A 21,370-nucleotide genomic window follows, 5' to 3' on the forward strand; every position below is an offset into this window, starting at 1 on the left:
CTGCTCAGTAAGGGGATTCGGCCATGCAGCTCGGGATCAACCTCGGCTACTGGGGCGCGGGGATGGACGCGGACAACCTCGCCGTCGCCAAGGAGGCCGACAAGCTCGGCTACGCGGTCTGCTGGGCCGCCGAGGCCTACGGCTCGGACGCCGCGACGGTGCTGTCCTGGGTGGCCGCACAGACCGAACGCATCGACATCGGATCCGCGATCTTCCAGATCCCGGCCCGGCAGCCCGCGATGACCGCCATGACGGCCGCCACGCTCGACTCGCTCTCCGGCGGCCGCTTCCGCCTCGGCCTGGGCGTCTCGGGGCCGCAGGTCTCCGAGGGCTGGTACGGCGTCAAGTTCGACAAGCCGCTGGCCCGCACCCGCGAGTACGTCGAGATCGTCCGCAAGGCGATGACGCGCGAGCGCCTCAGCTACGAGGGCGAGCACTGGACGCTGCCGCTGCCGGACGGGCCGGGCAAGCCCCTCAAGCTCACCGTCCACCCGGAGCGCGAGCACATCCCGCTGTACGTCGCCGCGATCGGCCCCAAGAACCTGGAGCAGACCGGTGAGATCGCCGACGGCGCCCTGCTGATCTTCCCTGCGGCCGAGCACCTGGAGGAGACCGCGATCCGTCACCTGCGCGCGGGGCGCGAGAAGGCGGGCAAGACGATGGACGGCTTCGACGTCGTCCCGACGGTGCCGCTCGCGGTGGGCGACGGCATCAGGGGCCTCGCGGACATGTTCCGCCCCTACACCGCCCTCTACGTGGGCGGCATGGGCAGCCGCAAGCAGAACTTCTACAACCAGCTCGCCCAGCGCATGGGCTACGAGAAGGAAGCGGCCGAGATCCAGGACAAGTACCTGGCCGGTGACAAGGCGGGCGCGGCGGCAGCGGTGCCGCACGAGCTGATCGACTCGACGACGCTCCTCGGCTCCGTGGACCGCATCGCCGAGCGGATGCAGGCCTACGCGGCTGCCGGGGTCACCACGCTGACGCTGGCGCCGGCCGGATTCACGCTGGACGAGCGGATCACGGCCCTGCGCGCGGGTACGCAGGCGCTGGAGCGCGCTGGTCTCGCGTAACCCGGAGGGAGAGGTTCTGCGGCCGTGGTGGGGGCTCGGGGGTCTTCCCCGCCACGGCCGTCACGGGGCACAACGCGTCACCACGCCCCTCGGTTACGGCCCCGTCCGGGGGCAACCGTCCTTCGTTTGGCGGAGCCGGCCCCGGCATCTGTTGCCATGCCCGCGCCACCGCATTTGACTTGCTCTTTGCGGAGGTTCGCGTGGAGGGCATGGAGGTGCCACTGATGCTGTCGGCCAGGAGTGTCTTCGAGGAGATCCTCGACAACGACGAGTCGTTCCAGCTCTTCTGTTCCATCGCCGCCAGCGGGGAGTCCCAGGGCGGCTGGGAGAACGCGCGCATCGCGGCGCTCCTCCCCGAGGGCCAGCGCGCCCTCACCGCCAAGGTCACCCGGCACGGAGCCGACGAGGACAAGCACGGGCGGATCTTCAACGCCCTGCTGAAGAAGCGCGGCCTCGATCCCGTGCCGGTCCCGCCCGAGACCGACTACACCATGCTCCTGGAGCAGCGGGGCATCGGTCTGACGCACGAGAAGCTGCGCCGTGAGGAGCCGCTGACCGAGCGGGACGTCGTCGTCTACCTCGCGCACAGCCGCGTCACCGAACAGCGCGCCTCCGACCAGATGGACATGCTGGCCAAGTACTTCGGGGACCATCCCGAGGTCGGCAGGGCCGTCACGATGATCTGCCGCGACGAGGACAACCACCTGGCGTACTGCCACGAGGAACTGCTGCGCCTGGCGGCGGCGGGACACGGGCGGACGATCCTGGACACCCTGCACGAGTGCGCACGGGCCGAGACGCGCGTGTACCGGGACGTGAGCATCGCCGTGATGAGCCACATGGCACGCATCCTCGGCTGGCCGAAGCCCAAGTCCGCGGCGCTCGCCTCGGGCATCCAGGCCATCTACGGGTACGAACGGTTCGGCGGCTGGCGGCGGATGGTGTCCCTGAAGCCGCCCGAGCGGCGCGACGCCCTCGGCGGACCCGCCACGTCGGCGGCCGGATTCGCGTGAACCCGCCGCCCGCTAGAGCCAGCCGCGGTGCTTGAACAGCCGGTAGAGGAAGACCTCGAGCGCGACCATCAGCAGGATCACGGCCGGGTAGGACCAGAGCCAGTGCAGCTCCGGCATGTGGTCGAAGTTCATGCCGTAGACCCCCGCGATCATGGTGGGGACCGCGGCCATGGCCGCCCACGCAGAGATCTTCCGCATGTCGTCGTTCTGCCGCACGCTCATCTGCGCCAGGTGCGCGGAGAGGATGTCGGAGACCAGCCGGTCGAGGCTGTCCACCCAGTCGTTCACGCGCGTCAGATGGTCGCTGACGTCCCGGAAGAACGGCTGGGCCGTGTCCTTCACGAACGGCACGTCAGGCGCGAAAGGGCCCGTTCCGGAGAGGCGCATCATGGGCATCGCCAACGGTCCGGTGGCCCTGCGGAACTCGACGATCTGCCGCTTGAACCGGTAGATCCGGGACGCCGTGTTGCGGCTGCCGCCGTTGTCGGGCGAGAAGACCTCCGCCTCCAGCTCCTCCAGATCGGTCTGCAGCTCGCCCGCGACGTCCAGGTAGTGGTCGACCGTGGCGTCCGCGACCGCGTACAGGACGGACGTGGGGCCGTGCTTGAGCATCTGGTGGTCCGCCTCCATGCGGTGGCGTACGACACCCAGGGGCGAGCCCTCGCCGTGCCGGACCGTCACCACGAAGGCATCGCCGATGAAGACCATGACCTCGCCCGAGGAGACGGCGTCGCTGTCCGGTTCGTAGACGACCGGCTTCAGGACCACGAACAGCGAGTCGTCGTACACCTCCAGCTTGGGCCGCTGATGCGCCTTCAGGGCGTCCTCCACGGCCAGCGGATGCAGCCCGAACTCCCTGCTGACCTCGTCGAACTCCTCCTCCGTCGGTTCGTGCAGGCCCACCCAGACGAACGCGTCACCGGCGGCGCGCGCCTCGTCGAGCGCATCGGAGAAGTCCGCCTCGCACTCGCTCCGGCGGCCGTCCCGGTACATCGCGCAGTCCACGATCACGGAGCGCATTCTTCCTAACCTCTGCCCGGGGCGCACCCCGTCGGCGGCTTAGGCTGGCCCGCATGCCCACGCTGATCCTCGTCCGGCACGGACGATCCACCGCCAACACCGCGGGTCTGCTCGCCGGGTGGACCCCCGGCGTGGCCCTGGACGAGCGCGGCGCCGCACAGGCCGCCGCGCTCCCCGGACGCCTCGCGGACCTGCCGCTCGCCGAAGTCGTCACGAGCCCCCTGCAGCGCTGCCAGGAGACCGTCGCGCCGCTGCTCGCCGCCCGGCCGGACCTGCGGGCGCACACCGACGACCGCATCGGGGAGTGCCACTACGGCGACTGGTCGGGCCGCAAGCTCGCCGAGCTGTCCGACGAGCCGCTCATGGAGGTCGTACAGCAGCATCCGTCGGCTGCCGCCTTCCCCGGCGGCGAGTCCATGCGCGCCATGCAGACGCGGGCGGCCGAGGCGGTACGCGAGTGGAACGCGCGCGTGGAGCGCGACCACGGCCCGGACGCCGTCTACCTCATGTGCTCGCACGGCGACATCATCAAGTCCCTTGTCGCGGACGCCATCGGCCTCCATCTGGATCTCTTCCAGCGCATCTCCGTGGAGCCCTGTTCCGTCACCGCCATCCGTTTCACGCGGCTGCGCCCCTTCCTCGTACGCCTGGGGGACACCGGCGACTTCGGGTCGCTCGCGCCCCGCGTGGAGCCGTCGGGCAGCGACGCGGCGGTGGGGGGCGACACGGGAGCACCGTGATCGTCACCCGCAGTAGGGTGCAGTCGTCGCGCCGAACAGGCGCAAATGATCAACCGCAGTCGATCCCAATGGAGACAGGACGTGTCGCGTCAGGTGTTCCTCTACGACCCGCCGGAACGCTTCGTGGCCGGAACGGTCGGACTCCCCGGACGGCGTACCTTCTTCCTCCAGGCTTCCGCCGGTGGCCGGGTGACCAGCGTCGCCCTGGAGAAGACCCAGGTGGCCGCCCTCGCCGAACGCATGGAAGAGCTGCTCGACGAGGTGGTGCGCCGCAGTGGCGGCAACACCCCCGTGCCCGCGGTGGCCCCCTCCGAGGTCAGTGACAGCGCGCCCCTGGACTCGCCGGTCGAGGAGGAGTTCCGCGTCGGCACGATGGCGCTCGCCTGGGACGGCGACGAGGAGCGGATGATCGTCGAGGCGCAGGCTCTGGTCGAGCTGGACGCCGAGTCCGACGAGGATCTCGCGGAAGCCGAGGAAAGGCTTCTGCAGGACGAGGAGAACGGGCCGCCGATGCTGCGCGTCCGGCTCTCCGGGGTGCAGGCGCGCGCGTTCGCCAGGCGCGCCCTGGACGTCGTGAACGCGGGCCGGCCGCCGTGCCCGCTGTGCAGTCTCCCGCTCGACCCGGAAGGACACGTATGCCCGCGGCAGAACGGATACCGGCGGGGAGCGTGACCTCCGACGCCATGGAGCTGCTCTCCCGCGGTGAGCTGACCGTGCGGGGGCGGATCCGGGAGGCCTCGAACGCGGTGCTCTACTGCTCCGTCGCGTACGAGGGCCGGGAGGCCGCCTGCGTCTACAAGCCGGTCGCCGGGGAGCGGCCCCTGTGGGATTTCCCCGACGGGACGCTCGCACAGCGCGAGGTGGCCGCGTACGAGGTTTCCGAGGCGACGGGGTGGGGCCTGGTCCCGCCGACGGTCCTGCGGGACGGGCCGCACGGCGAGGGCATGTGCCAGCTGTGGATCGAGGGCTCGGACACCGACCCGGAGTCCTCCGAGGACGGTGGGGAGCTGCTGGCCCTGGTCGAGGGCGCGGAGCCCGGTGAGGGCTGGAAGGCGATCGGCTTCGCCGATGTGGGGGAGGGGCGTACGGCGCTTCTCGTGCACGCGGACGACGAGCGGCTGCGGCGGCTCGCCGTGCTCGACGCGGTGATCAACAACGCGGACCGCAAGGGCGGCCATCTGCTGACCGACGCGGGCCGCCTGTACGGCATCGACCACGGGGTCACCTTCAACGCCGAGGACAAGCTGCGGACCCTCCTGTGGGGGTGGGCGGGGGAGCCGCTGACCGCCGAGGCCGTCGGGGTCCTTGAGTCCCTGCGGGGCGCGCTGGCGGACGAGGCGCCGCTGGGCCTCCGGCTGGGGAAGCTGATCACCGGGGCGGAGCTGGACGCGGTGCGCGCCCGCGTGGACGCCCTGCTGGCGTCCGGGAAGCATCCCGTGCCCGGCGGGGAGTGGCCCGCGATTCCGTGGCCGCCGGTGTAGGCGCGGCCCTGCGGCGATGGTGTCGTCCCCCACGTTTGGGCGGGCGGAACGCCTGCCCACCAGGGGAGCGGCTGCTCTGCAGTGATTCCCGGATCAAGGTGCCCCGCCAGCCCCCACTCGTATACGGACGCTCCGTCCGGTTAGGCTCATGGCATGCATGCCTGGCCCGCTTCTGAGGTCCCCGCCCTGCCTGGCAAGGGCCGCGACCTCCGGATCCACGACACCGCGACCGGTGGTCTCGTCACCCTTGACCCCGGTCCCGTCGCCCGTATCTACGTCTGCGGCATCACTCCGTACGACGCGACCCACATGGGTCACGCGGCGACCTACAACGCGTTCGACCTCGTGCAGCGCGTGTGGCTCGACAACAAGCGGCAGGTTCATTACGTCCAGAACGTGACCGACGTGGATGACCCGCTCCTGGAACGCGCCATCCGTGACGGCAAGGACTGGGTGGAGCTCGCCGAGGGCGAGACCGCCCTGTTCCGCGAGGACATGACGGCCCTGCGGCTGCTCCCGCCGCAGCACTACATCGGAGCCGTCGAGGCGATACCCGGCATCGTGCCGCTCGTCGAACGGCTCCGGGACATGGGCGCCGCCTACGAGCTCGAGGGCGACGTCTACTTCTCGGTCGAGTCCGACCCGCACTTCGGTGAGGTGTCCGGCCTCGACGCCGCAGCGATGAAGCTGCTCTCCGCGGAGCGGGGCGGCGACCCGGACCGTCCGGGCAAGAAGGACCCGCTCGACCCGATGCTCTGGATGGCCGCCCGCGAGGGCGAGCCGAGCTGGGACGGGGCCTCGCTGGGCCGCGGCCGGCCCGGCTGGCACATCGAGTGCGTGGCCATCGCCCTTGACCACCTGGGCATGGGCTTCGACGTGCAGGGCGGCGGGTCCGACCTCGCCTTCCCGCACCACGAGATGGGCGCCTCGCACGCCCAGGCGCTCACCGGCGAGCACCCCTTCGCCAAGGCGTACGTGCACGCGGGCATGGTCGGCCTGGACGGCGCGAAGATGTCGAAGTCCAAGGGCAACCTCGTCTTCGTGTCGAAGCTGCGGCGGGACGGGACCGACCCGGCCGCCATCCGCCTCGCGCTCCTGGCGAACCACTACCGCGCCGACTGGGAGTGGACCGACTCCGTCCTGACCGAGGCCGTGGAGCGCCTGGGCCGGTGGCGTGCCGCCGTCTCGCGCCCCGACGGACCCTCCGCCGACGCCGTGGTAGAGCAGATGCGCGAAGCCCTGGCCAACGACCTGGACTCTCCGGCCGCGCTCGCCGCGGTCGACGCCTGGGCCGCCCGCCAGGCCGCCGATGGCGGCACGGAAGAGGGCGCCCCCGGCGTCGTGTCCCGTGCCGTGGACGCGCTGCTCGGCGTCGCCCTGTAGGACCCGTTCGCCGGGCCGCCGCCGGACTCCGTTTCGAGGAGTCCAGCAGCGGCTCGGCAAAGTCCATGGCCTCCACACCCTCCGGGGCGCTAGACACCGGGCCATGAGATCACCCACCCGCTCCAGACGGGCGGCCGTCGTCGCCGCCCTGTTCGGCCTCCTCGCCGTGTTCGCCGGTCCCGGTGGCGGCGCCGCGCAGGCCGCCGATGAACCCGCGACCACCGTCGGGGACGTCACGGACTTCGCCGCCGACGGCTCCGTCTACCGCCTCACCGCGGGCAAGGCCGTGGCCCGCGTCAGTTTTGTCTCACAGCAGACGTTCCGGCTCGAACTCGCCCCCGAGGGTGAGTTCACCGACCCGACGGGCAAGGACATCGTCCTGCCGCAGGGCGACCCGCCGCGCACCAAGTGGGCCGACAAGGGCGACCGTTACGAACTGAGCACCTCCAAGGTGACCCTGCGCGCCTACAAGTCGCCCCTGCGTTTCGCCCTCTACCGCTCCGACGGCACCCAGGTCTGGGCCGAGTCCGAGGGCCTGAGCTGGACCAAGGACGCCACCACCCAGAGCCTGGCCCGTGGCGCCGACGAGCAGTACTACGGCGCCGGGATGCAGAACGGGCGGGGCAACACCTCGCACCGGGGCAAGAAGGTCGAGGTGAGCGTCGACTACAACTGGGACGACGGCGGCCACCCCAACTCCGTGCCGTTCTACGTGTCTTCGCAGGGCTACGGAGTCTTCCGCAACACCTACGCCCCCAACACCTATGACTTCGCCGAGCCGGTGACGGCCAGCGCCAAGGAACAGCGCTTCGACGCCTACTACTTCGCGGGTGACGGCGCCAAGGACGTCAAGGGAGTCATAGGGCAGTACACGAAGCTCACCGGGAAGCCCTTCCTGCCGCCCGTCTACGGCCTGGAGATCGGCGACGCCGACTGCTACCTCCACAACGCCAACCAGGGCGAACGGCACACCCTGGACTCCCTGAAGGTCGCCGACGAGTATCTGAAGCACGACATGCCCAACGGCTGGATGCTCGTCAACGACGGCTACGGCTGCGGATACGAAGACCTCGCCGAGACCGCCAAGGGCCTCCAGGACCGCGACATGCAGATGGGCCTGTGGACCGAGGACGGCATCGACAAGATCGCCGACCAGGTCAAGGCGGGCCAGCGCGTCGCCAAGCTCGATGTGGCCTGGGTCGGCGACGGCTACAAGAAGGCGCTCGACGGCTGCAAGGACGCGTACAAGGGCATCGAGGACAACAGCGACGCCCGCGGCTTCACCTGGGCCCCGGAGAGCTGGTCGGGCGCCCAGCGCTGCGGGGTGCAGTGGTCCGGCGACCAGAGCGGCAGCTGGGAGTACATCCGCTGGCAGATCCCGACCTACGCGGGCGCGACCATGTCCGGCATGGCCTACACGACCGGCGACGTGGACGGCATCTTCGGCGGCAGCGCCAAGACGTACGCGCGTGACCTGCAGTGGAAGTCGTTCCTGCCGGTCACGATGACGATGGACGGCTGGGCCGCCAACGACAAGCAGCCCTTCCGATACGGCGAGCCCTACACCTCCATCAACCGCAAGTACCTCAAGCTCCACGAATCGCTGCTGCCCTACTTCTACTCGTACGGCCAGGAAGCGACCAGGACGGGCGTCGGCGCCACGCGCCCGCTGGCCCTCGAATACCCCGACGACCCGAAGGCAGCCACCGACGCGGCGAAGTACGAGTTCCTGGCGGGCGAGGACTTCCTCGTCGCGCCCGTCTACAAGGACACGACCGTCCGGGACGGCATCTACCTCCCCAAGGGCACGTGGACCGACTACTGGAGCGGCCGTACGTACCAGGGGCCGACGACCGTCGACCACTACAGCGCGCCCCTCGACACCCTGCCGCTCTTCGTCAAGGGCGGCGCCAGCGTGCCGATGTGGCCCGGCATCAGGTCCTACAAGGACCGCACCGCCACCTCGCCGCTCGCCTGGGACATCTACCCGCAGGGGGAGTCCTCCTTCGAGCTGTACGAGGACGACGGCGTGACCCGGCAGCACCGCGACGGCAAGTACGCCACCCAGCGTGCCGACGTGGAGGCGCCCCGCTCCGGCGCGGGCGACGTACGGGTGCGGATCGGCGCGAGCAAGGGGGAGTTCAGCGGCAAGCAGACCAAGCGGCCCTACGCCTTCACGCTGCACACCGGTGACGCGCCCAGCCGCGTTGAGCTGGGCGGTGACAGGCTGCCCCGGCTCACCTCGAAGGAGGCGTACGAGAAGGCCGCGCAGGGCTGGTTCTACGACCGGGACGACCGGGGTGGTGTCGTGAAGGTGAAGACGGCGGCGCTCCGCACGGACCGCGCCTTCGATCTTGAGCTCGACGACACCAGCGCGGTCGGCGGTGCCGTGCCCGGCGCGGCCGCCTCGGTGAGCGCCCCCGCCGGTCAGGAACTCGGCGCGGGTGCGGCGGGCAAGGTCGCCGTCGACGTCACCGCGGGCAAGCGGGACGCCACCGGCGTCGACGTCACCCTGGACGTGCCCGAGGGCTGGACCGCGGGCACCGCCCACGCCGACCGCGTCCCGGCGGGCACCACGCGCCGCGTCGACGTCGCCGTCACTCCGCCCAAGGGCGCCGACCCCGGCGAACAGCCGCTCACCGCGACGGCCCACTACCGCGCGGCGGGCCAGGACCGCACCGCCACCCAGCGGATCGCGGTCGACGTCATGCCACCGGCGCCCTCGGCCGACGCCTGGGCCAGCGACCTGGTGTGGCTGAAGTCCACCAACGGCTACGGTCCCGCCGAACGCGACCGCAGCAACGGCGAGTCGGGCGCCGGGGACGGCCACACGCTGACCCTCGCGGGCAAGACGTACGAGAAGGGGATCGGCACCCACGCCGACTCCGTCATCGAGGTCTACACGGGCGGCAAGTGCGGGCGGTTCACCGCCGACGTGGGCATCGACGACGAGATCAACGGCTACGGAGAGGTGGCCTTCTCCGTCGAGGCCGACGGCAAGGTGCTGTGGACCTCGCCCAAGGTGACGGGCGCTTCGGCGACCGTCCCGGTGGACGTCGACGTGAGCGGCGCCCGGCACGTGGAGCTGAAGGTGACTGATACCAACGGCTCCAAGAGCGGGGACCACGGGGACTGGGCGGCGGCGAAGTTCAGCTGCGCGTAGCCGGTCACCGGCAGGGAGCGGCGCCGGGCGGGAAGGACTCCGCCCGGCGCCGCCGTATGTGCCGCCACCTGTACGCCACTTGAGCCGTGTGTCACTCAGCAGTACGTCACTTCGGCGTGATCACGATGGCCACGAGATAGGACGGGTTGGTGGTGTCGTAGTAGCCGATCACCTGCTGGCCGTAGGCGAAGGCTTCCTGGACCGCGTCGTGGGTCTGCTGACTCGGGTTGATGAACGCCTTCCAGGTGTTGTCGATCAGCAGGTAGAGGACCACCGACTGGCCCGGCAGGGGCTGGATGACGTCCCAGAACGACACGGCGATGCCCGACGAGACCGCCTGTGTGGAGATCTCCGGTGCCTGCGCCTGCGGGACGCTCTCCTGGCCGAGCTGCTGGAGCAGCTGCTGGTAGGGCTGCTGCTGGCCGAGCTGCTGGAGCTGCTGCTGGAGGTGCGGCGGGACCGGCTGCTGCATGCCCTGGGCCCCTTGCATGCCCTGCATCCCCTGCATCCCCTGCGTTCCCTGCACGCCGCGCATGCCCTGCGGGGCGAACTGGCGCTGTCCGTAGGGCTGCTGGCCGAACGGCTGCTGCTGGTACTGCTGTTGCTGGCCGGACTGCTGCGGCGGCGCGGTGCTCGGGCCCTGCTGCTGCCCCTGCTGCTGCCCCTGCCCGGGGCTGAACTGCTGCTGCGGTCCGTACTGCTGGCCTTGCTGCTGCATGGGACTCATGTGCGGGGTGGTGCTCATGCGGATGCCACCTTCCCTCAATGGTTGTGGTGCTTCAGCAATGCACGTGGTGCTCCGGTGTCACACGGGCTCCTCAGCCCGCGACGACCAGGCCGACGATCTCGTCGTCCGAGAACCAGACGCGTACGTCGGGGTGTCCTCCCGCGAAGGCGGCACGCACCGCCTGGCGGATGTCGGGGGACGGGTCGTTCAGGTTGCGCCACTCTCCCGCGACGAACAGCCTCAGGCGCGGCGGGAGTTCGGGGGGATAGGGGATCAGCTCGTCCCAGTAGCGCTCGGCCCGGCCCGAGCCCACCGCCGACGGCAGCAGATTCGTGACCGCCGACCTGATGTCGGGGCGGTTGCCGATCCGCTGGGATGCCGGGCGGCCCGGAGCGTCCTGCTGCGGCGAGCCCGTCGAGCGCAGCACCGCACGCGCCCGGTCAGGCGTCATCAGCTGCTGGCCCGCGGCCTTCAGCATCCCCTGCAGGCACGCCAGGGCGCCGACGACGACGGGGGAAGCGGACGAGGTGCCGGAGAACGTGTCCGTGTACCAGGCGATCTCGTCCGGGCCGCCCTGGAGGTCGCCCGGCTGGTTCCAGGAGCCGCCGGTCGTGGTCGTCTCGCGGCCCCAGCCTTGCGCGTCCACGCGGGCGCCGTAGTTGGAGAACCCCAGGCGCGAGCGGTCCGGCCCGTGATCGCGGCCGTGGGTGCCGGGCGGCGGTGCGCCCGCGCCGACCAGGACGGCGCGCGAAGGCCGGTTGGAGGGGTTGAAGGGGTTGCGCCACCCCGCGGGGAACTCGTCGGGCCTGCGCTCGTACACCGCGTCGTCCAGGGACTCCGCGCCGTTGCCCGCCGCCTGGACGACGATGACGCCCTTCGCGGTGGCGTACCGGATCGCCGCGTAGTCGTCCGGCCACCACTCCAGGGCGATGTACCCCCGCTGGTCGTCGCGCGGCTCGAACTCGAACCGCGGGCCCGGCCGGTGCAGTTCGATCAGCACGATGTCACCGGGGCCGAGCCGCTGCGCCGCCGCGTGGATCGTGGCCGCGGTGCCCAGGGGCTGGAAGGAGGCCGTCGCGGTCATGGCCTCGGGCGCGATGCCGGTGATGCCCACGTGGTTGCGGTCGCCGCCGATCACTCCGATCACCGCGGTGCCGTGGTTGCGCCAGGCCACGTCCTGGATGGGCGTGCCGACGACGACACCGGCGAGCTTGCCCGTCAGGTCCTCGTGGCTGAGCTGCCAGGCGCCCTCGATGTCGATCACCGTGATGCCCTCGCCCGAACCGCCGAGCCGCTGCCACGCCCAGTACGCGTCGACGCCCTCCGGCGCCGGGCGCAGATAGCCCTGGCGGCCGGTGAAGTCGGGGGTGACGGGGGCGCCCTCCTTGCGGCGCCCGGATTCGCCCGCGTCGGGCGAACCGGACGGGCCCGGCTGACCCTGGAGCGGGGTCTGCGGCCGGTCGGTCGAGCCGAGCGTCGCCGGTACGGCGCCGGGCTTGACGTACGCCGTGTCGATCCCCGGCAGCGCCGCGATCCGCGAGCGCAGCTCCTGCGCCCTGCTCTCGCCGCCGCGCACGCGGTAGAAGAGCGCGAGATCGGGCACGTCGCCGCCGCTGCTGCCGTCGCCGCCGTACGGTTCGCCGGGCTGCCGGCCCGTGGGCAGGAGCCGCTCCTCGTTGCCGAACAGCGGCTCCAGGGCCAGCTGTTCATCGGTGAGGAACATGTTCAGGGCTGATACGTCGGAGCCCGCCGCCGAACGGACGCCCTCCGTCCCGGCGCGCAGCCGGGCCTCGGGCCGGGCGACGACGATCAGCTCCTGCTCGGACGCGCGGTAGGTGAATCCTGCCCCGTCGGGTCCGGGGCCACTGGCTCCCGGGCCCCCTGCCGGCTCTACCTGGTCGGTCATCGCTTCACCGCTCCCTTGGGTCGCTGAGGTCTCCCCTGCCCGAACGGAGTCGAGGACTCGGGGACGGGTGCCGTGCCGTGCGCTGTGGCCGCGTATTCCGGGGCACACCCTGCTACCGCCGGGCTCGGTCGTCCACCCCCTTTGCCCCAACTGCGTTTGAAATCAAGGCAATCGGGGAACCCCGTGCAATTCGTCCGGAAGCCGATGTCACGCCTCGATCCCGCCAACCGCAACACAAGGGGCGGCACCCTTACGGATGCCGCCCCATGTCGCTCGGTGCCTTCTGTCAGTCCTCGGAGGAATCAGCGGGTCCGGATTCGCCGCTGGTCTCTTCGCCGGACTCCGGCCCCGGTCCCGTCCCTGTTCCGGGGCCCGGTCCCGTCTCCGTGTCCGGACGCGTCTGCGGCTTCGGCGGCCGTGTGCGGTCGCCGCCGGGGCTGTCGCGCAGATACGGCGATGCGTCGCCGCCCTCCGTGGCATGGCCGCCGGGCTGCGGCGGGCCGCCGCCGTCGCGCCGCCGCAGATAGCGCTCGAACTCTCGGGCGATCGCCTCACCGGTCGCCTCGGGCAGCTCGGCCGTGTCCCGCGCCTCCTCAAGCGACTGGACGTACTCGGCGACCTCGCTGTCCTCGGCCGCGAGCTGGTCCACGCCCACCTGCCAGGCGCGCGCGTCCTCGGCGAGGTCACCCAGCGGGATCCGCAGGCCGATCAGGTCCTCCAGGCGGTTCAGGAGGGCGAGCGTGGCCTTCGGGTTGGGCGGCTGCGAGACGTAGTGCGGGACGGCCGCCCACAGGCTGACCGCCGGGACGCCCGCATGCGTGCACGCCTCCTGAAGGATGCCGACGATGCCCGTCGGACCCTCGTACTTCGTTTCTTCCAGGTCCATGGTGCGCGCCAGGTCCGGGTCGGAGGTGACGCCGCTCACCGGGACGGGGCGGGTGTGCGGGGTGTCACCGAGCAGCGCGCCCAGGACCACCACCAGCTCCACGCCCAGCTCATGGGCGAAGCCCAGGATCTCGTTGCAGAACGACCGCCAGCGCATCGACGGCTCGATCCCGCGCACCAGCACGAGGTCACGCGGCTTGTCGCCGCCCACACGGACCACCGAGAGCCGGGTCGTCGGCCAGGTGATCTTGCGGACGCCGCCTTCCAGGAAGACCGTGGGGCGGTTGACCTGGAAGTCGTAGTAGTCCTCGGCGTCCAGTGCCGCGAAGACCTCGCCCTTCCACTCCTTGTCGAGATGCGCGACCGCGGTGGAGGCGGCGTCGCCGGCGTCGTTCCAGCCCTCGAACGCGGCCACCATGACCGGGTCGACCAGCTCGGGAACCCCCTCGAGCTCGATCACCCAGGCCTCCTTCCGACGTCCTTTACGTACGCCCCAACCTTACGGCGTCCGGCGGGGCCCTCCGCAGCCCCCTTGCGCGGGCCGCGATGAATGGATCATTGCCCCGCGGGATGCCCGCGCACTCCCTCGGCGGCCGTGCTTCACAGCGTCGAGCGCAGCCACTGCTCCACGCTCGCGATGTGCACCGTCGCCCATGACCTGGCCGCCTCGGCGTCGCGGTCGCGCAGCGCGGTGAGGATCGCGCGGTGCTCGTGCAGGGTGCGGCTGACGGCGTCCTCCTGGGTGAGGCCGCGCCAGATGCGGGCCCGGGTGGTGGGTCCGGAGAGGCCGTCGAGGAGCGAGCAGAGCACCGAGTTGCCGGAGGACTGCACGATGCCCCGGTGGAACTCCAGGTCGCAGGCGACCAGTTCCTCCACCGAGGGTGCGGGCCCCAGGGCGTCCAGCTGGGCGCTCAGCACGTCGAGTTCGGCCTCGGTGATGTGCGTGCTCGCCATCGCCGTGGCCGCCGGCTCCAGGATGCGGCGCACCGCGAGGAACTCCAGGACCGTGTCGTCGCGGTGGAAGTCGACGACGAAGCTCAACGCTTCGAGGAGGAGCTGCGGGTCCAGGCTCGTGACGTACGTACCGTCGCCCTGCCGTACGTCGAGGATGCGGATCAGCGAGAGGGCGCGCACCGCCTCACGCAGGGAGTTGCGTGAAAGGCCCAGGTCGGCGGCGAGTTCACTCTCCTTGGGCAGCCGGTCGCCGGGGCGCAGCGCGCCGGAGACGATCATGCCCTTGATCTTTTCGATGGCTTCGTCGGTGACAGCCATGGGGACCTCGCCTCACAAGACAGAAGACATCCGATGTATCGGATGATTATGGCGTGTCCTGGGGCCGTTGTGCACGCGAGTCCGGTGAATATCCGCCCGCGGCGCCCGTGGGACGTGCCGTGCCGGGCGTACTTCTCTCAGGGCTAAGATTTCCGTACTGACCGCGGTACGGGCGAGAGGGAGGCTACGGCACATGGCCGGGAAGAAGTCGGCGGGGGCCCAGCGGGACGCGGTCGCATCGATCATCGAGGACTGGGCGAGGGAACGGCCGGATCTCGACACCGCGCCCCTGGAGGTCCTCGCGCGGCTGCATCGGACCTTCCTGCGCTACAACACCAGGCTCACCACGGCGATCGAGCGGCACGGCCTCGCGGTCGCCGGGTTCGACGTGCTGACCGCGCTGCGCAGGGCAGGGGCGCCCTACCGGCTCACGGCGGGCCAGCTCGCCGACTCCGGTCTCGTCTCGTCGGCCGGGGTGACGCTGCGCATCGACCGCCTGGAGAAGGACGGTCTCATCGTGCGCGAGCGCGACGCCGAGGACCGCCGCGTCGTCTACTCACGGCTCACCGACACGGGCCTCGCCAAGATCGACGAGGTGTTCGCCGAGCATCTCGACAACGAACGCCGGATGCTCGGCGGACTCACCCCGGCCGAGTGCCGCCAGCTGGCCCGTCTGATGTCCAAGCTGGAACGGTCGATCACCGACTCCGACGCACCTGACGAAGCAGAGGCCTGAGTACTACGAGGCGGCGGCCTGAGCCTCCGCCTCCGCGCGGTACATCCGGCGCAGCCTGACCACGCCCAGGTCGTGCTGGTAGAGGTTCTCGCGCTGGTCGGCGTCGGCCGGCATCGCCTCCAGCATCACCCGGTCCTGTTCGAGGACCTGCCAATGGCGCTCCTCGATGAGGGTCCTGTAGAGGAAGCGCCAGGTGTCGCGCTGCCAGCCCCGCACGCGGCGGTAGCGCCAGAAGAACACTCCGGTGCGGTTCTCGTCGACCGGGCAGACCATGCCGACGATCCCGAACGGCCCGCCGGGACCGGCCGACGGCGGGTACGGGATGGTCAGGTCGACCCAGTCCACGCCGGTGCGGCACAGCTCCACCCAGTCGAAGTTGACGCCACGCTGGTCGGTCTTCTCGAAGAAGTAGCCGCGGTCCGTCTCCCGGATGCGGAACTTGGCGGTGGTGTCGCCGTCGTACATCGTGTGCGACTCGTGGTGCAGGAAGGCGCCGTGCATCGGGTCGAGGAGGTTCTCCACAGCGAACCGCCAGGGTCCTTCCCACTCCGCGTAGCAGAGGATCGCGTCGACCTCGGGGTCGGTGAGCGGCTCCGGCAGCGTCAGTTCGGCCGGTTCCGGGTGCTTCTCGTCGCCGAAGTACGCGAGGATCGCGCCGCCGGTCTCCCGCACGGGCAGCGACGTGACCAGTTTCTTGCCCTCCAGGTTGCAGCCGGGCAGACCCGGTACGGAGGAGACGGTGCCGTCCGTCTCGATCTCCACGCCGTGGTACCAGCAGGCCACCCGGTCGCCGAGGTGTTTCCCCAGCGAGAGGGGCGCCCCGCGGTGCGGGCAGCGGTCGGCGAGCATCGACAGGGCGCCGTCGGAGCGGCGGAAGAGCAGCCACTGCTCGCCGAGGGCGGTGACCTTGCGCATGGCGCCGGGGGCGACGAAGTGCGAGGGGACGACGGGGTGCCACTGGTTGCGCAGGCCGGTCGCGTAGATGCGGTCGGCGGAAGCGGTCGGGCCGGTCAGGGTGGTCATCGGGGTCACGCTCCCAGTCGGTTCATCTCGGCACGGAAGGACTCCTCGGTCCAGGGGGCGCCGTCGGGCGCGTGGACCTGACGGGCGTTCAAGCCGCGCACCACATCGGAAAGTTCATGGCCCTCCTTGGTGAAGACCTCTTCGAGGGTGGCGGCGAGCTTGTACTCGTAGGGGGTCGGCTCGCGCGTCCGGGACTGGTGCACTTCCAGGTACGGCCAGGTGGGGGTCGCGGTGGTCACTGTTGCCTCCGGTGGGGAATCACGGATCGGGGAATCACAGGTCGAGGAGTCACAGGTCGAGGACGAGACGGCCGGACGCGCACCGCGAGACGCAGATCATCATCGAGGTGTTGGCCGCGTGCTCGGCCTCGCTGAGCAGGAAGTCGCGGTGGTCGGGCGTGCCGTCGAGCACACGGGTCTCGCAGCTGCCGCAGATGCCTTCCTGGCAGGAGCTGGTGACGCTCAGGCCCGCGGCCTCGGCGGCCTGGAGGACCGAGGTGCCCTCGTCGACGGAGAGGGTCACGCCGGAGCGACGGCACTCCACCTCGAACGCCGCGTCGTCCCCGGTGTGCTCCACGACGGGCGCGGCGAACCGCTCCACGCGCAGCCGGTCCGCCGGGCAGCGCGCCTCCACGGCCGCGAGCAGCGGCTCGGGACCGCAGCAGTACACGAGCGTGCTCTCGGGCAGCCCGTCGAGGGCAGCTGCGAGGTCGATGTGCCCGTGCTCGTCCTGCGGTACGACGCTCAAACCACCGTCCAAGGCCGCCAGTTCATCGGTGAACGCCATCGAGCCCCGGTTGCGCCCGCCGTACACCATGCGCCAGTCGGCCCCGCGCCGCGCGGCCTCGCGGGCCATGGCGAGGAGCGGGGTGACGCCGATGCCGCCCGCGACGAAGAGATAACCGGGTGCGTCCTCCAGGGCGAAGTGGTTGCGCGGCTCGGAGGCGGTGACCGTCTGGCCGGGGCGCAGCTCGGTGTGCACGTACCGCGAACCACCGCGCGAGGAAGCCTCGTTGAGGACGCCGATGCGGTACGCGGACACGTTCCGCGGGTCGCCGCACAGGCTGTACTGACGTACGTGCCCGCCCGTGTGGAGGTCGAGGTGCGCGCCGGGGGTCCAGGCGGGCAGCGGCTTGCCGTCCGGGTGGGCGAGCTCGACGGAGAGCACTCCGTCCGCCTCCCAGGTCATGCGGCGTACGAGCAGCGTCAGTTCACTGTCGGCCATGGTGGGGCCTCCTCACTGGCCGGGGATCTTGACGGGCGGGGTGAACGGGTTCTTCATCGGTCCCAGGCGGGCCAGGTCGACCTCGACGAGGGTCGGCCCGTCGGACGCGACGGCGTGGCCGATCACGGGCTGCGCGTGTTCCTCGGCGGCGATCCTGGCGTAGGGCAGGCCGCATGCCCGGGCGAGGAGTTCGAAGTCCGGCGTGGCGAGATCAACGCCGGAGCGCCGCTCGCTGTAGCGGTCCTGCATGTTGCGCAGCACGCCGTACCCGCCGTCGTTGAAGACGATCAGGGTGAGGCGCGGCCGCTCCTGGGCGAGCGTGAGCAGTTCGCCCAGGTGGACGGCGAGCCCGCCGTCCCCCGCGAGGACGACGGTGGGCGCGTCGGGCCGCGCGAGCGCCGCGCCGATGCCCATGCCGAGCCCCTGTCCGATGCCGCCGCCGCGCGGGAAGACGTTGTCGCGGGGGTCGTACATCTCCAGGAGCCGGTTGCCCCAGCTGCTGGACGGGATGGTCACGTCGCGGGCCACGACCGCCTCGCGGGGCAGCGCGGCACGGATGGCGTCGCAGATCGCGGCCTGCGGGCCGATGTTGTCGTGCAGGGTGGCCCGGACGTCGGCGCGGACGGCGGCGACACGGCGGGTCCAGCTCTCGTCGGCGCGGCGGGCGTGCGGCAGCAGGGCCGTGAGCACGTCGGGAGCGTGACCGCGCAGGGCGTGCCGTGCCGGATACACGCGGCCGAGGGCGGCGGCGTCGATGTCGATCTGGATGTGCGCCTCGGGCAGCGCGAGCCCGTAGTCGGCGGTCTCGTTGGACCGGAAGTGCGTGCCGACGGTCAGCAGCAGGTCCGCGTCCGCGAGGAGGGCGCGGGCGGCCGGGGTGGTGGCGAAGTTCCCGATGACCTGGGGGTGGTCCTCGGGCACGGCACCACGGCCGGAGTTGGAGGTGAGCAGTCCCGCGCCGGTGGCGTGGAGCAGCTCGGCGAGCTCGGCGCGCGCACGGGTGGCGCCGCCGCCCGCCCAGACGAGGGGACGCTCGGCGGACGCCAACAGGGCCCGTGCCGAGTCCAGTTCACTCGCGGCAGGGTGGGGGAGGACCTGCGCGCTCACCGGTTCGGCGGCATCGGTCTGGGCCGCGTACTGCAGGTCGACCGGCCACTCCACGCTCGCGGGACCGCCCGGCGAGGCGAGGGCCGCCCGGGCCGCGTCGCGCAGGAGGCGGCCCGCGTCCGCCGCCGAAGGAATGGTCGCCGCGTACGTGGAGACCGCCCGGAGCATGCCCAGCTGGTCCTTGGTCTCGTGGATGAAGCCACGGCCGCTGCCCAGGAACTCGCTCTCCACCTGACCGGTGACGTGCAGGACGGAGGTGCCCGCGCTGAGGGCCTCGACCAGGGATCCGGCCGCGTTGCCCGCGCCCGTGCCCGTCGAGGTGAGCGCGCAGCCCAGGGAGCCGCGCGCACGGCCATAGGCGTCGGCCGCGTTCACCGCGGTCGCCTCGTGACGTACCGGAACGAAGCGCAGCTCCCGGTCGACCGCCTCGACCAGCGGCAGATTGTGCACGCTGACGATCCCGAAGACCGTGTCGATGCCGAGTTCCCGCAGGACGGCGACGAGGAGATCGCCGCCGGTGGCGTAATGCATGGGTGGCATGGGGTGAGCTCCTCAGAGGATGCCGCGGCCGACGCCGCCGCAGACGTCGATGCTGGTGCCGGTGGTGTAGGAGGCGCGGGGCGAGAGCAGCGCGACGATCGCGTACGCGACTTCCTCCGCGCGGCCCAGCCGGCCGAGGGCGATGCCCCGGTCCGCCGCGAGCTCCGCCTGCCAGTCCTCGTAACTGAGGCCGGAAGCGGCGGCGGCGTGCCGGCGGGTCCACTGGCCGGTGTCGACCAGGCCCAGACAGACCGAGTTGACGCGGATGCCCTGAGGGGCGAGCTCCGTGGCCAGGGACTTGGAGAGGTTGAGGATGCCCGCGCGGGCCGCGCTGGTGGTGATGAGGCGGGGCTCGGGCTGCTTGGCGAGCACCGCGTTCACGTTCACGACGCTCGCCGCGTCCGAGGCGGCCAGGTACGGGCGGGCCGCGTGCAGGGGATTGAGGACCCCGGCGAACTTCAGCTCCAGTTCGTCGCGCCAGTCGTCGGCGGTCGACTCGTCGAGGCCCTTCATGCGGGACTGCCCGGCGTTGTTGACCAGCCCGTCGACCGAGCCGAAGGTGTCCGCCGCATGCCGCGTGAACTCCCGCACGGCGTCCGCGTCGCGCACGTCGCACACGCCCGTGAGCAGCCGGTCGCCGCCGCCGAGCGAGGCCGCGGCCTTCCCGAGCCGCTCGGCGTCACGTCCGCAGGTCGCGACGCACGCGCCCTCGTCGAGCAGGGCGCGGACCGTGGCCAGGCCGACGCCCGAGCTGCCGCCGGTGACCAGGACGGTCCGGTCGGCGAGGCCCAGATCCATAACTCATCGCTCCTGTACGTCAGTTCATGGTGAAGCCGCCGTTGACGGCGACCACTTGTCCGGTGAGATAGCGGGACTCCTCGGAGAGGAGGAAGGAGACGAGCCCGACGAGGTCGTCCGGCTGCTGCGGGCGCGAGATCGCCCGGTTGCCCCGGTAGAGCGCGTGCCGCTCCGCCGGCACCGTCTCGGTGGCCTCGACCTCGGTCAGGCCCGGCGCCACCGCGTTCACGGTGATGCCCTTCTCGCCCAGCTCACGCGCCATCGCCCGGGTCAGTGCGATGACCGCACCCTTGGAGGCGATGTAGTGGGCCAGCCGCGGAGACCCGTAAAGGGCCGCGTCCGACGCGATGTTGACGATGCGGCCGGGGGAGCGGAACAGCGGGTGCAGGGCCTTGGCGACCAGCCAGGGGCCGCGGGCGTTGACCGCCATCAGCCGGTCCCACACCTCGACGTCGATGTCCTGGAACTCCTTGCCGCCGACGCCGTTGGCGAGCGCGGCATTGTTGACCAGGCCGTAAAGCGGCCCCAAGTCCCGTACTGCGGCGGCCAGTTCCTTCACCGACGCCGGGTCGCCCACATCGCACCGCACGAAGTGCGCGTCGAGGCCCTCGGCCCGCAGCTCCGCGACGGCCCGCGCGCCGAGCGCGGGATCCACCTCCGCGACGACGACCCGGAAGCCGTCCTCGCCCACCCGGCGGGCCATGGCGAGTCCCAGGCCACGGCCCGCGCCGGTGATGACGACGGTGCGGTCGTCAGTCACGGGTGACGCCGTGCATCGGCGAGTGCTCGGGGTACGTCGGCACCTGCGGCTTCCGCGTGCCGATGACGACGCAGAACAGTGCGTCGGTGTCGCCCTCGTTCTTCAGGGAGCGGGCCACGCCCGCCGGGACGACGATCATGTCGCGGTAGCCGAGCGTGCGGTACTCGGCCTCGTCGGAGCCCCGGTGGATGCCCACCTTGACCTGCCCCTCCAGGACGAAGAAGGCCTCCTCGACGTCGTGGTGGGTGTGCTCGGGGCCCTCGGCGCCGGGCGGCAGGAGCATGTTGGAGAAGGTGAAGCCGCCGGAGGGCAGGATGCGGCTGTCGTTCTCGTGATTGCCGGTCGCGCCGGAGCCGACGTAACGGATCTGGCCGCGGCGGTACTGCGGGCCCGCCTTCTCCTGGAAGGACAGCGTGCTGAAGTCCGCGACACGGGACTCCTTGGTGGCGATCAGCGAGTCGGTGTACTTGCCGAGGTCGCCGCCGTTGTCGTATTCGGTGGTGGTCAGAGGCATGAGGG

Annotated in this window: 20 protein-coding genes; 8 read left to right on the forward strand and 12 right to left on the reverse strand. The window is 71.3% G+C overall.

Annotated features, from left to right (window positions below; translation table 11 throughout):
* Nucleotides 1-23 precede the first annotated feature (23 nt).
* Together OG302_RS33040 and OG302_RS33045 are read left to right on the forward strand one after the other, a co-directional pair.
* Nucleotides 24-1,073, forward strand: coding sequence for an LLM class F420-dependent oxidoreductase (locus OG302_RS33040; RefSeq protein ID WP_371530117.1), 1,050 nt, complete (start codon nt 24-26; stop codon nt 1,071-1,073).
* A 224-nt stretch (nt 1,074-1,297) separates the two neighbouring features.
* Nucleotides 1,298-2,086, forward strand: coding sequence for a ferritin-like domain-containing protein (locus OG302_RS33045; RefSeq protein ID WP_371750306.1), 789 nt, complete (start codon nt 1,298-1,300; stop codon nt 2,084-2,086).
* A gap of 12 nt (nt 2,087-2,098) precedes the next feature.
* On the opposite strand, the gene corA is transcribed toward OG302_RS33045, so the two are convergent.
* Nucleotides 2,099-3,097: a magnesium/cobalt transporter CorA gene (corA, locus tag OG302_RS33050; RefSeq protein WP_371750307.1), complete on the reverse strand. Its 999-nt coding sequence runs from the start codon at nt 3,095-3,097 to the stop codon at nt 2,099-2,101.
* 62 nt (nt 3,098-3,159) lie between these two features.
* Between corA and OG302_RS33055 the strand changes: the two genes are divergently transcribed.
* From OG302_RS33055 to OG302_RS33075, 5 genes are all read left to right on the forward strand, one after another.
* Nucleotides 3,160-3,846 (forward strand): histidine phosphatase family protein, encoded by a 687-nt coding sequence (locus OG302_RS33055; RefSeq protein WP_371530118.1) that lies wholly within the window; start codon nt 3,160-3,162, stop codon nt 3,844-3,846.
* An 81-nt stretch (nt 3,847-3,927) separates the two neighbouring features.
* Nucleotides 3,928-4,518 carry a DUF3090 domain-containing protein gene (locus OG302_RS33060; protein WP_371530119.1) on the forward strand — a complete coding sequence of 197 codons (591 nt, stop codon included), beginning with the start codon at nt 3,928-3,930 and terminating at the stop codon, nt 4,516-4,518.
* Nucleotides 4,482-5,327, forward strand: coding sequence for an SCO1664 family protein (locus OG302_RS33065; protein WP_371530120.1), 846 nt, complete (start codon nt 4,482-4,484; stop codon nt 5,325-5,327). The genes OG302_RS33060 and OG302_RS33065 overlap by 37 nt, the downstream gene beginning before the upstream one ends.
* Before the next feature lie 153 nt (nt 5,328-5,480).
* A complete protein-coding gene (gene mshC / locus OG302_RS33070; protein ID WP_361834108.1) occupies nt 5,481-6,710 on the forward strand; it encodes a cysteine--1-D-myo-inosityl 2-amino-2-deoxy-alpha-D-glucopyranoside ligase in 1,230 nt (409 codons plus the stop codon).
* Between the two features lie 103 nt (nt 6,711-6,813).
* A complete protein-coding gene (locus tag OG302_RS33075) occupies nt 6,814-9,873 on the forward strand; it encodes an NPCBM/NEW2 domain-containing protein (RefSeq protein WP_371530121.1) in 3,060 nt (1,019 codons plus the stop codon).
* A gap of 106 nt (nt 9,874-9,979) precedes the next feature.
* Here OG302_RS33075 and OG302_RS33080 read toward each other — a convergent pair whose 3' ends face one another.
* From OG302_RS33080 to OG302_RS33095, 4 genes are all read right to left on the reverse strand, one after another.
* Nucleotides 9,980-10,618 carry a hypothetical protein gene (locus tag OG302_RS33080; RefSeq protein WP_371530122.1) on the reverse strand — a complete coding sequence of 213 codons (639 nt, stop codon included), beginning with the start codon at nt 10,616-10,618 and terminating at the stop codon, nt 9,980-9,982.
* A gap of 73 nt (nt 10,619-10,691) precedes the next feature.
* Complete coding sequence (locus OG302_RS33085) at nt 10,692-12,506, reverse strand: S8 family peptidase (protein WP_371530123.1); 1,815 nt, start codon at nt 12,504-12,506, stop codon at nt 10,692-10,694.
* Nucleotides 12,507-12,792: 286 nt separating this feature from the next.
* The gene (locus OG302_RS33090; protein ID WP_371530124.1) at nt 12,793-13,851 is read right to left on the reverse strand and encodes a PAC2 family protein; all 1,059 of its coding nucleotides are present in this window, start codon (nt 13,849-13,851) and stop codon (nt 12,793-12,795) included.
* 140 nt (nt 13,852-13,991) lie between these two features.
* Nucleotides 13,992-14,663 (reverse strand): FadR/GntR family transcriptional regulator, encoded by a 672-nt coding sequence (locus OG302_RS33095; RefSeq protein ID WP_361834118.1) that lies wholly within the window; start codon nt 14,661-14,663, stop codon nt 13,992-13,994.
* Nucleotides 14,664-14,856: 193 nt separating this feature from the next.
* Here OG302_RS33095 and OG302_RS33100 point away from each other — a divergent pair, with 193 nt between their 5' ends.
* Nucleotides 14,857-15,399, forward strand: a complete 543-nt coding sequence (locus OG302_RS33100; RefSeq protein ID WP_371530125.1) for a MarR family winged helix-turn-helix transcriptional regulator — start codon at nt 14,857-14,859, stop codon at nt 15,397-15,399.
* A 3-nt stretch (nt 15,400-15,402) separates the two neighbouring features.
* Here OG302_RS33100 and OG302_RS33105 read toward each other — a convergent pair whose 3' ends face one another.
* From OG302_RS33105 to OG302_RS33135, 7 genes are read right to left on the reverse strand one after another with little or no spacing between them, the layout of a single operon-like run.
* Entirely contained in the window at nt 15,403-16,422 is a 1,020-nt protein-coding gene (locus OG302_RS33105; RefSeq protein ID WP_371530126.1) for a Rieske 2Fe-2S domain-containing protein, read from the reverse strand.
* Between the two features lie 5 nt (nt 16,423-16,427).
* Nucleotides 16,428-16,661, reverse strand: a complete 234-nt coding sequence (locus OG302_RS33110) for a recombinase-like helix-turn-helix domain-containing protein (protein ID WP_371530127.1) — start codon at nt 16,659-16,661, stop codon at nt 16,428-16,430.
* Between the two features lie 49 nt (nt 16,662-16,710).
* Nucleotides 16,711-17,646 carry a 2Fe-2S iron-sulfur cluster-binding protein gene (locus OG302_RS33115; protein ID WP_371530128.1) on the reverse strand — a complete coding sequence of 312 codons (936 nt, stop codon included), beginning with the start codon at nt 17,644-17,646 and terminating at the stop codon, nt 16,711-16,713.
* A gap of 12 nt (nt 17,647-17,658) precedes the next feature.
* Complete coding sequence (locus tag OG302_RS33120) at nt 17,659-19,284, reverse strand: thiamine pyrophosphate-binding protein (protein ID WP_371750308.1); 1,626 nt, start codon at nt 19,282-19,284, stop codon at nt 17,659-17,661.
* Nucleotides 19,285-19,305: 21 nt separating this feature from the next.
* Nucleotides 19,306-20,091: an SDR family oxidoreductase gene (locus OG302_RS33125; protein ID WP_371530129.1), complete on the reverse strand. Its 786-nt coding sequence runs from the start codon at nt 20,089-20,091 to the stop codon at nt 19,306-19,308.
* A 19-nt stretch (nt 20,092-20,110) separates the two neighbouring features.
* Complete coding sequence (locus OG302_RS33130) at nt 20,111-20,851, reverse strand: SDR family oxidoreductase (protein WP_371530130.1); 741 nt, start codon at nt 20,849-20,851, stop codon at nt 20,111-20,113.
* Nucleotides 20,844-21,365, reverse strand: a complete 522-nt coding sequence (locus tag OG302_RS33135; protein ID WP_371530131.1) for a cupin domain-containing protein — start codon at nt 21,363-21,365, stop codon at nt 20,844-20,846. Before OG302_RS33135 ends, OG302_RS33130 begins: the two co-directional genes overlap by 8 nt.
* Between the last annotated feature and the right edge of the window lie 5 nt (nt 21,366-21,370).

This window comes from Streptomyces sp. NBC_01283 (assembly GCF_041435335.1).
Classification (GTDB): Bacteria; Actinomycetota; Actinomycetes; order Streptomycetales; family Streptomycetaceae; genus Streptomyces.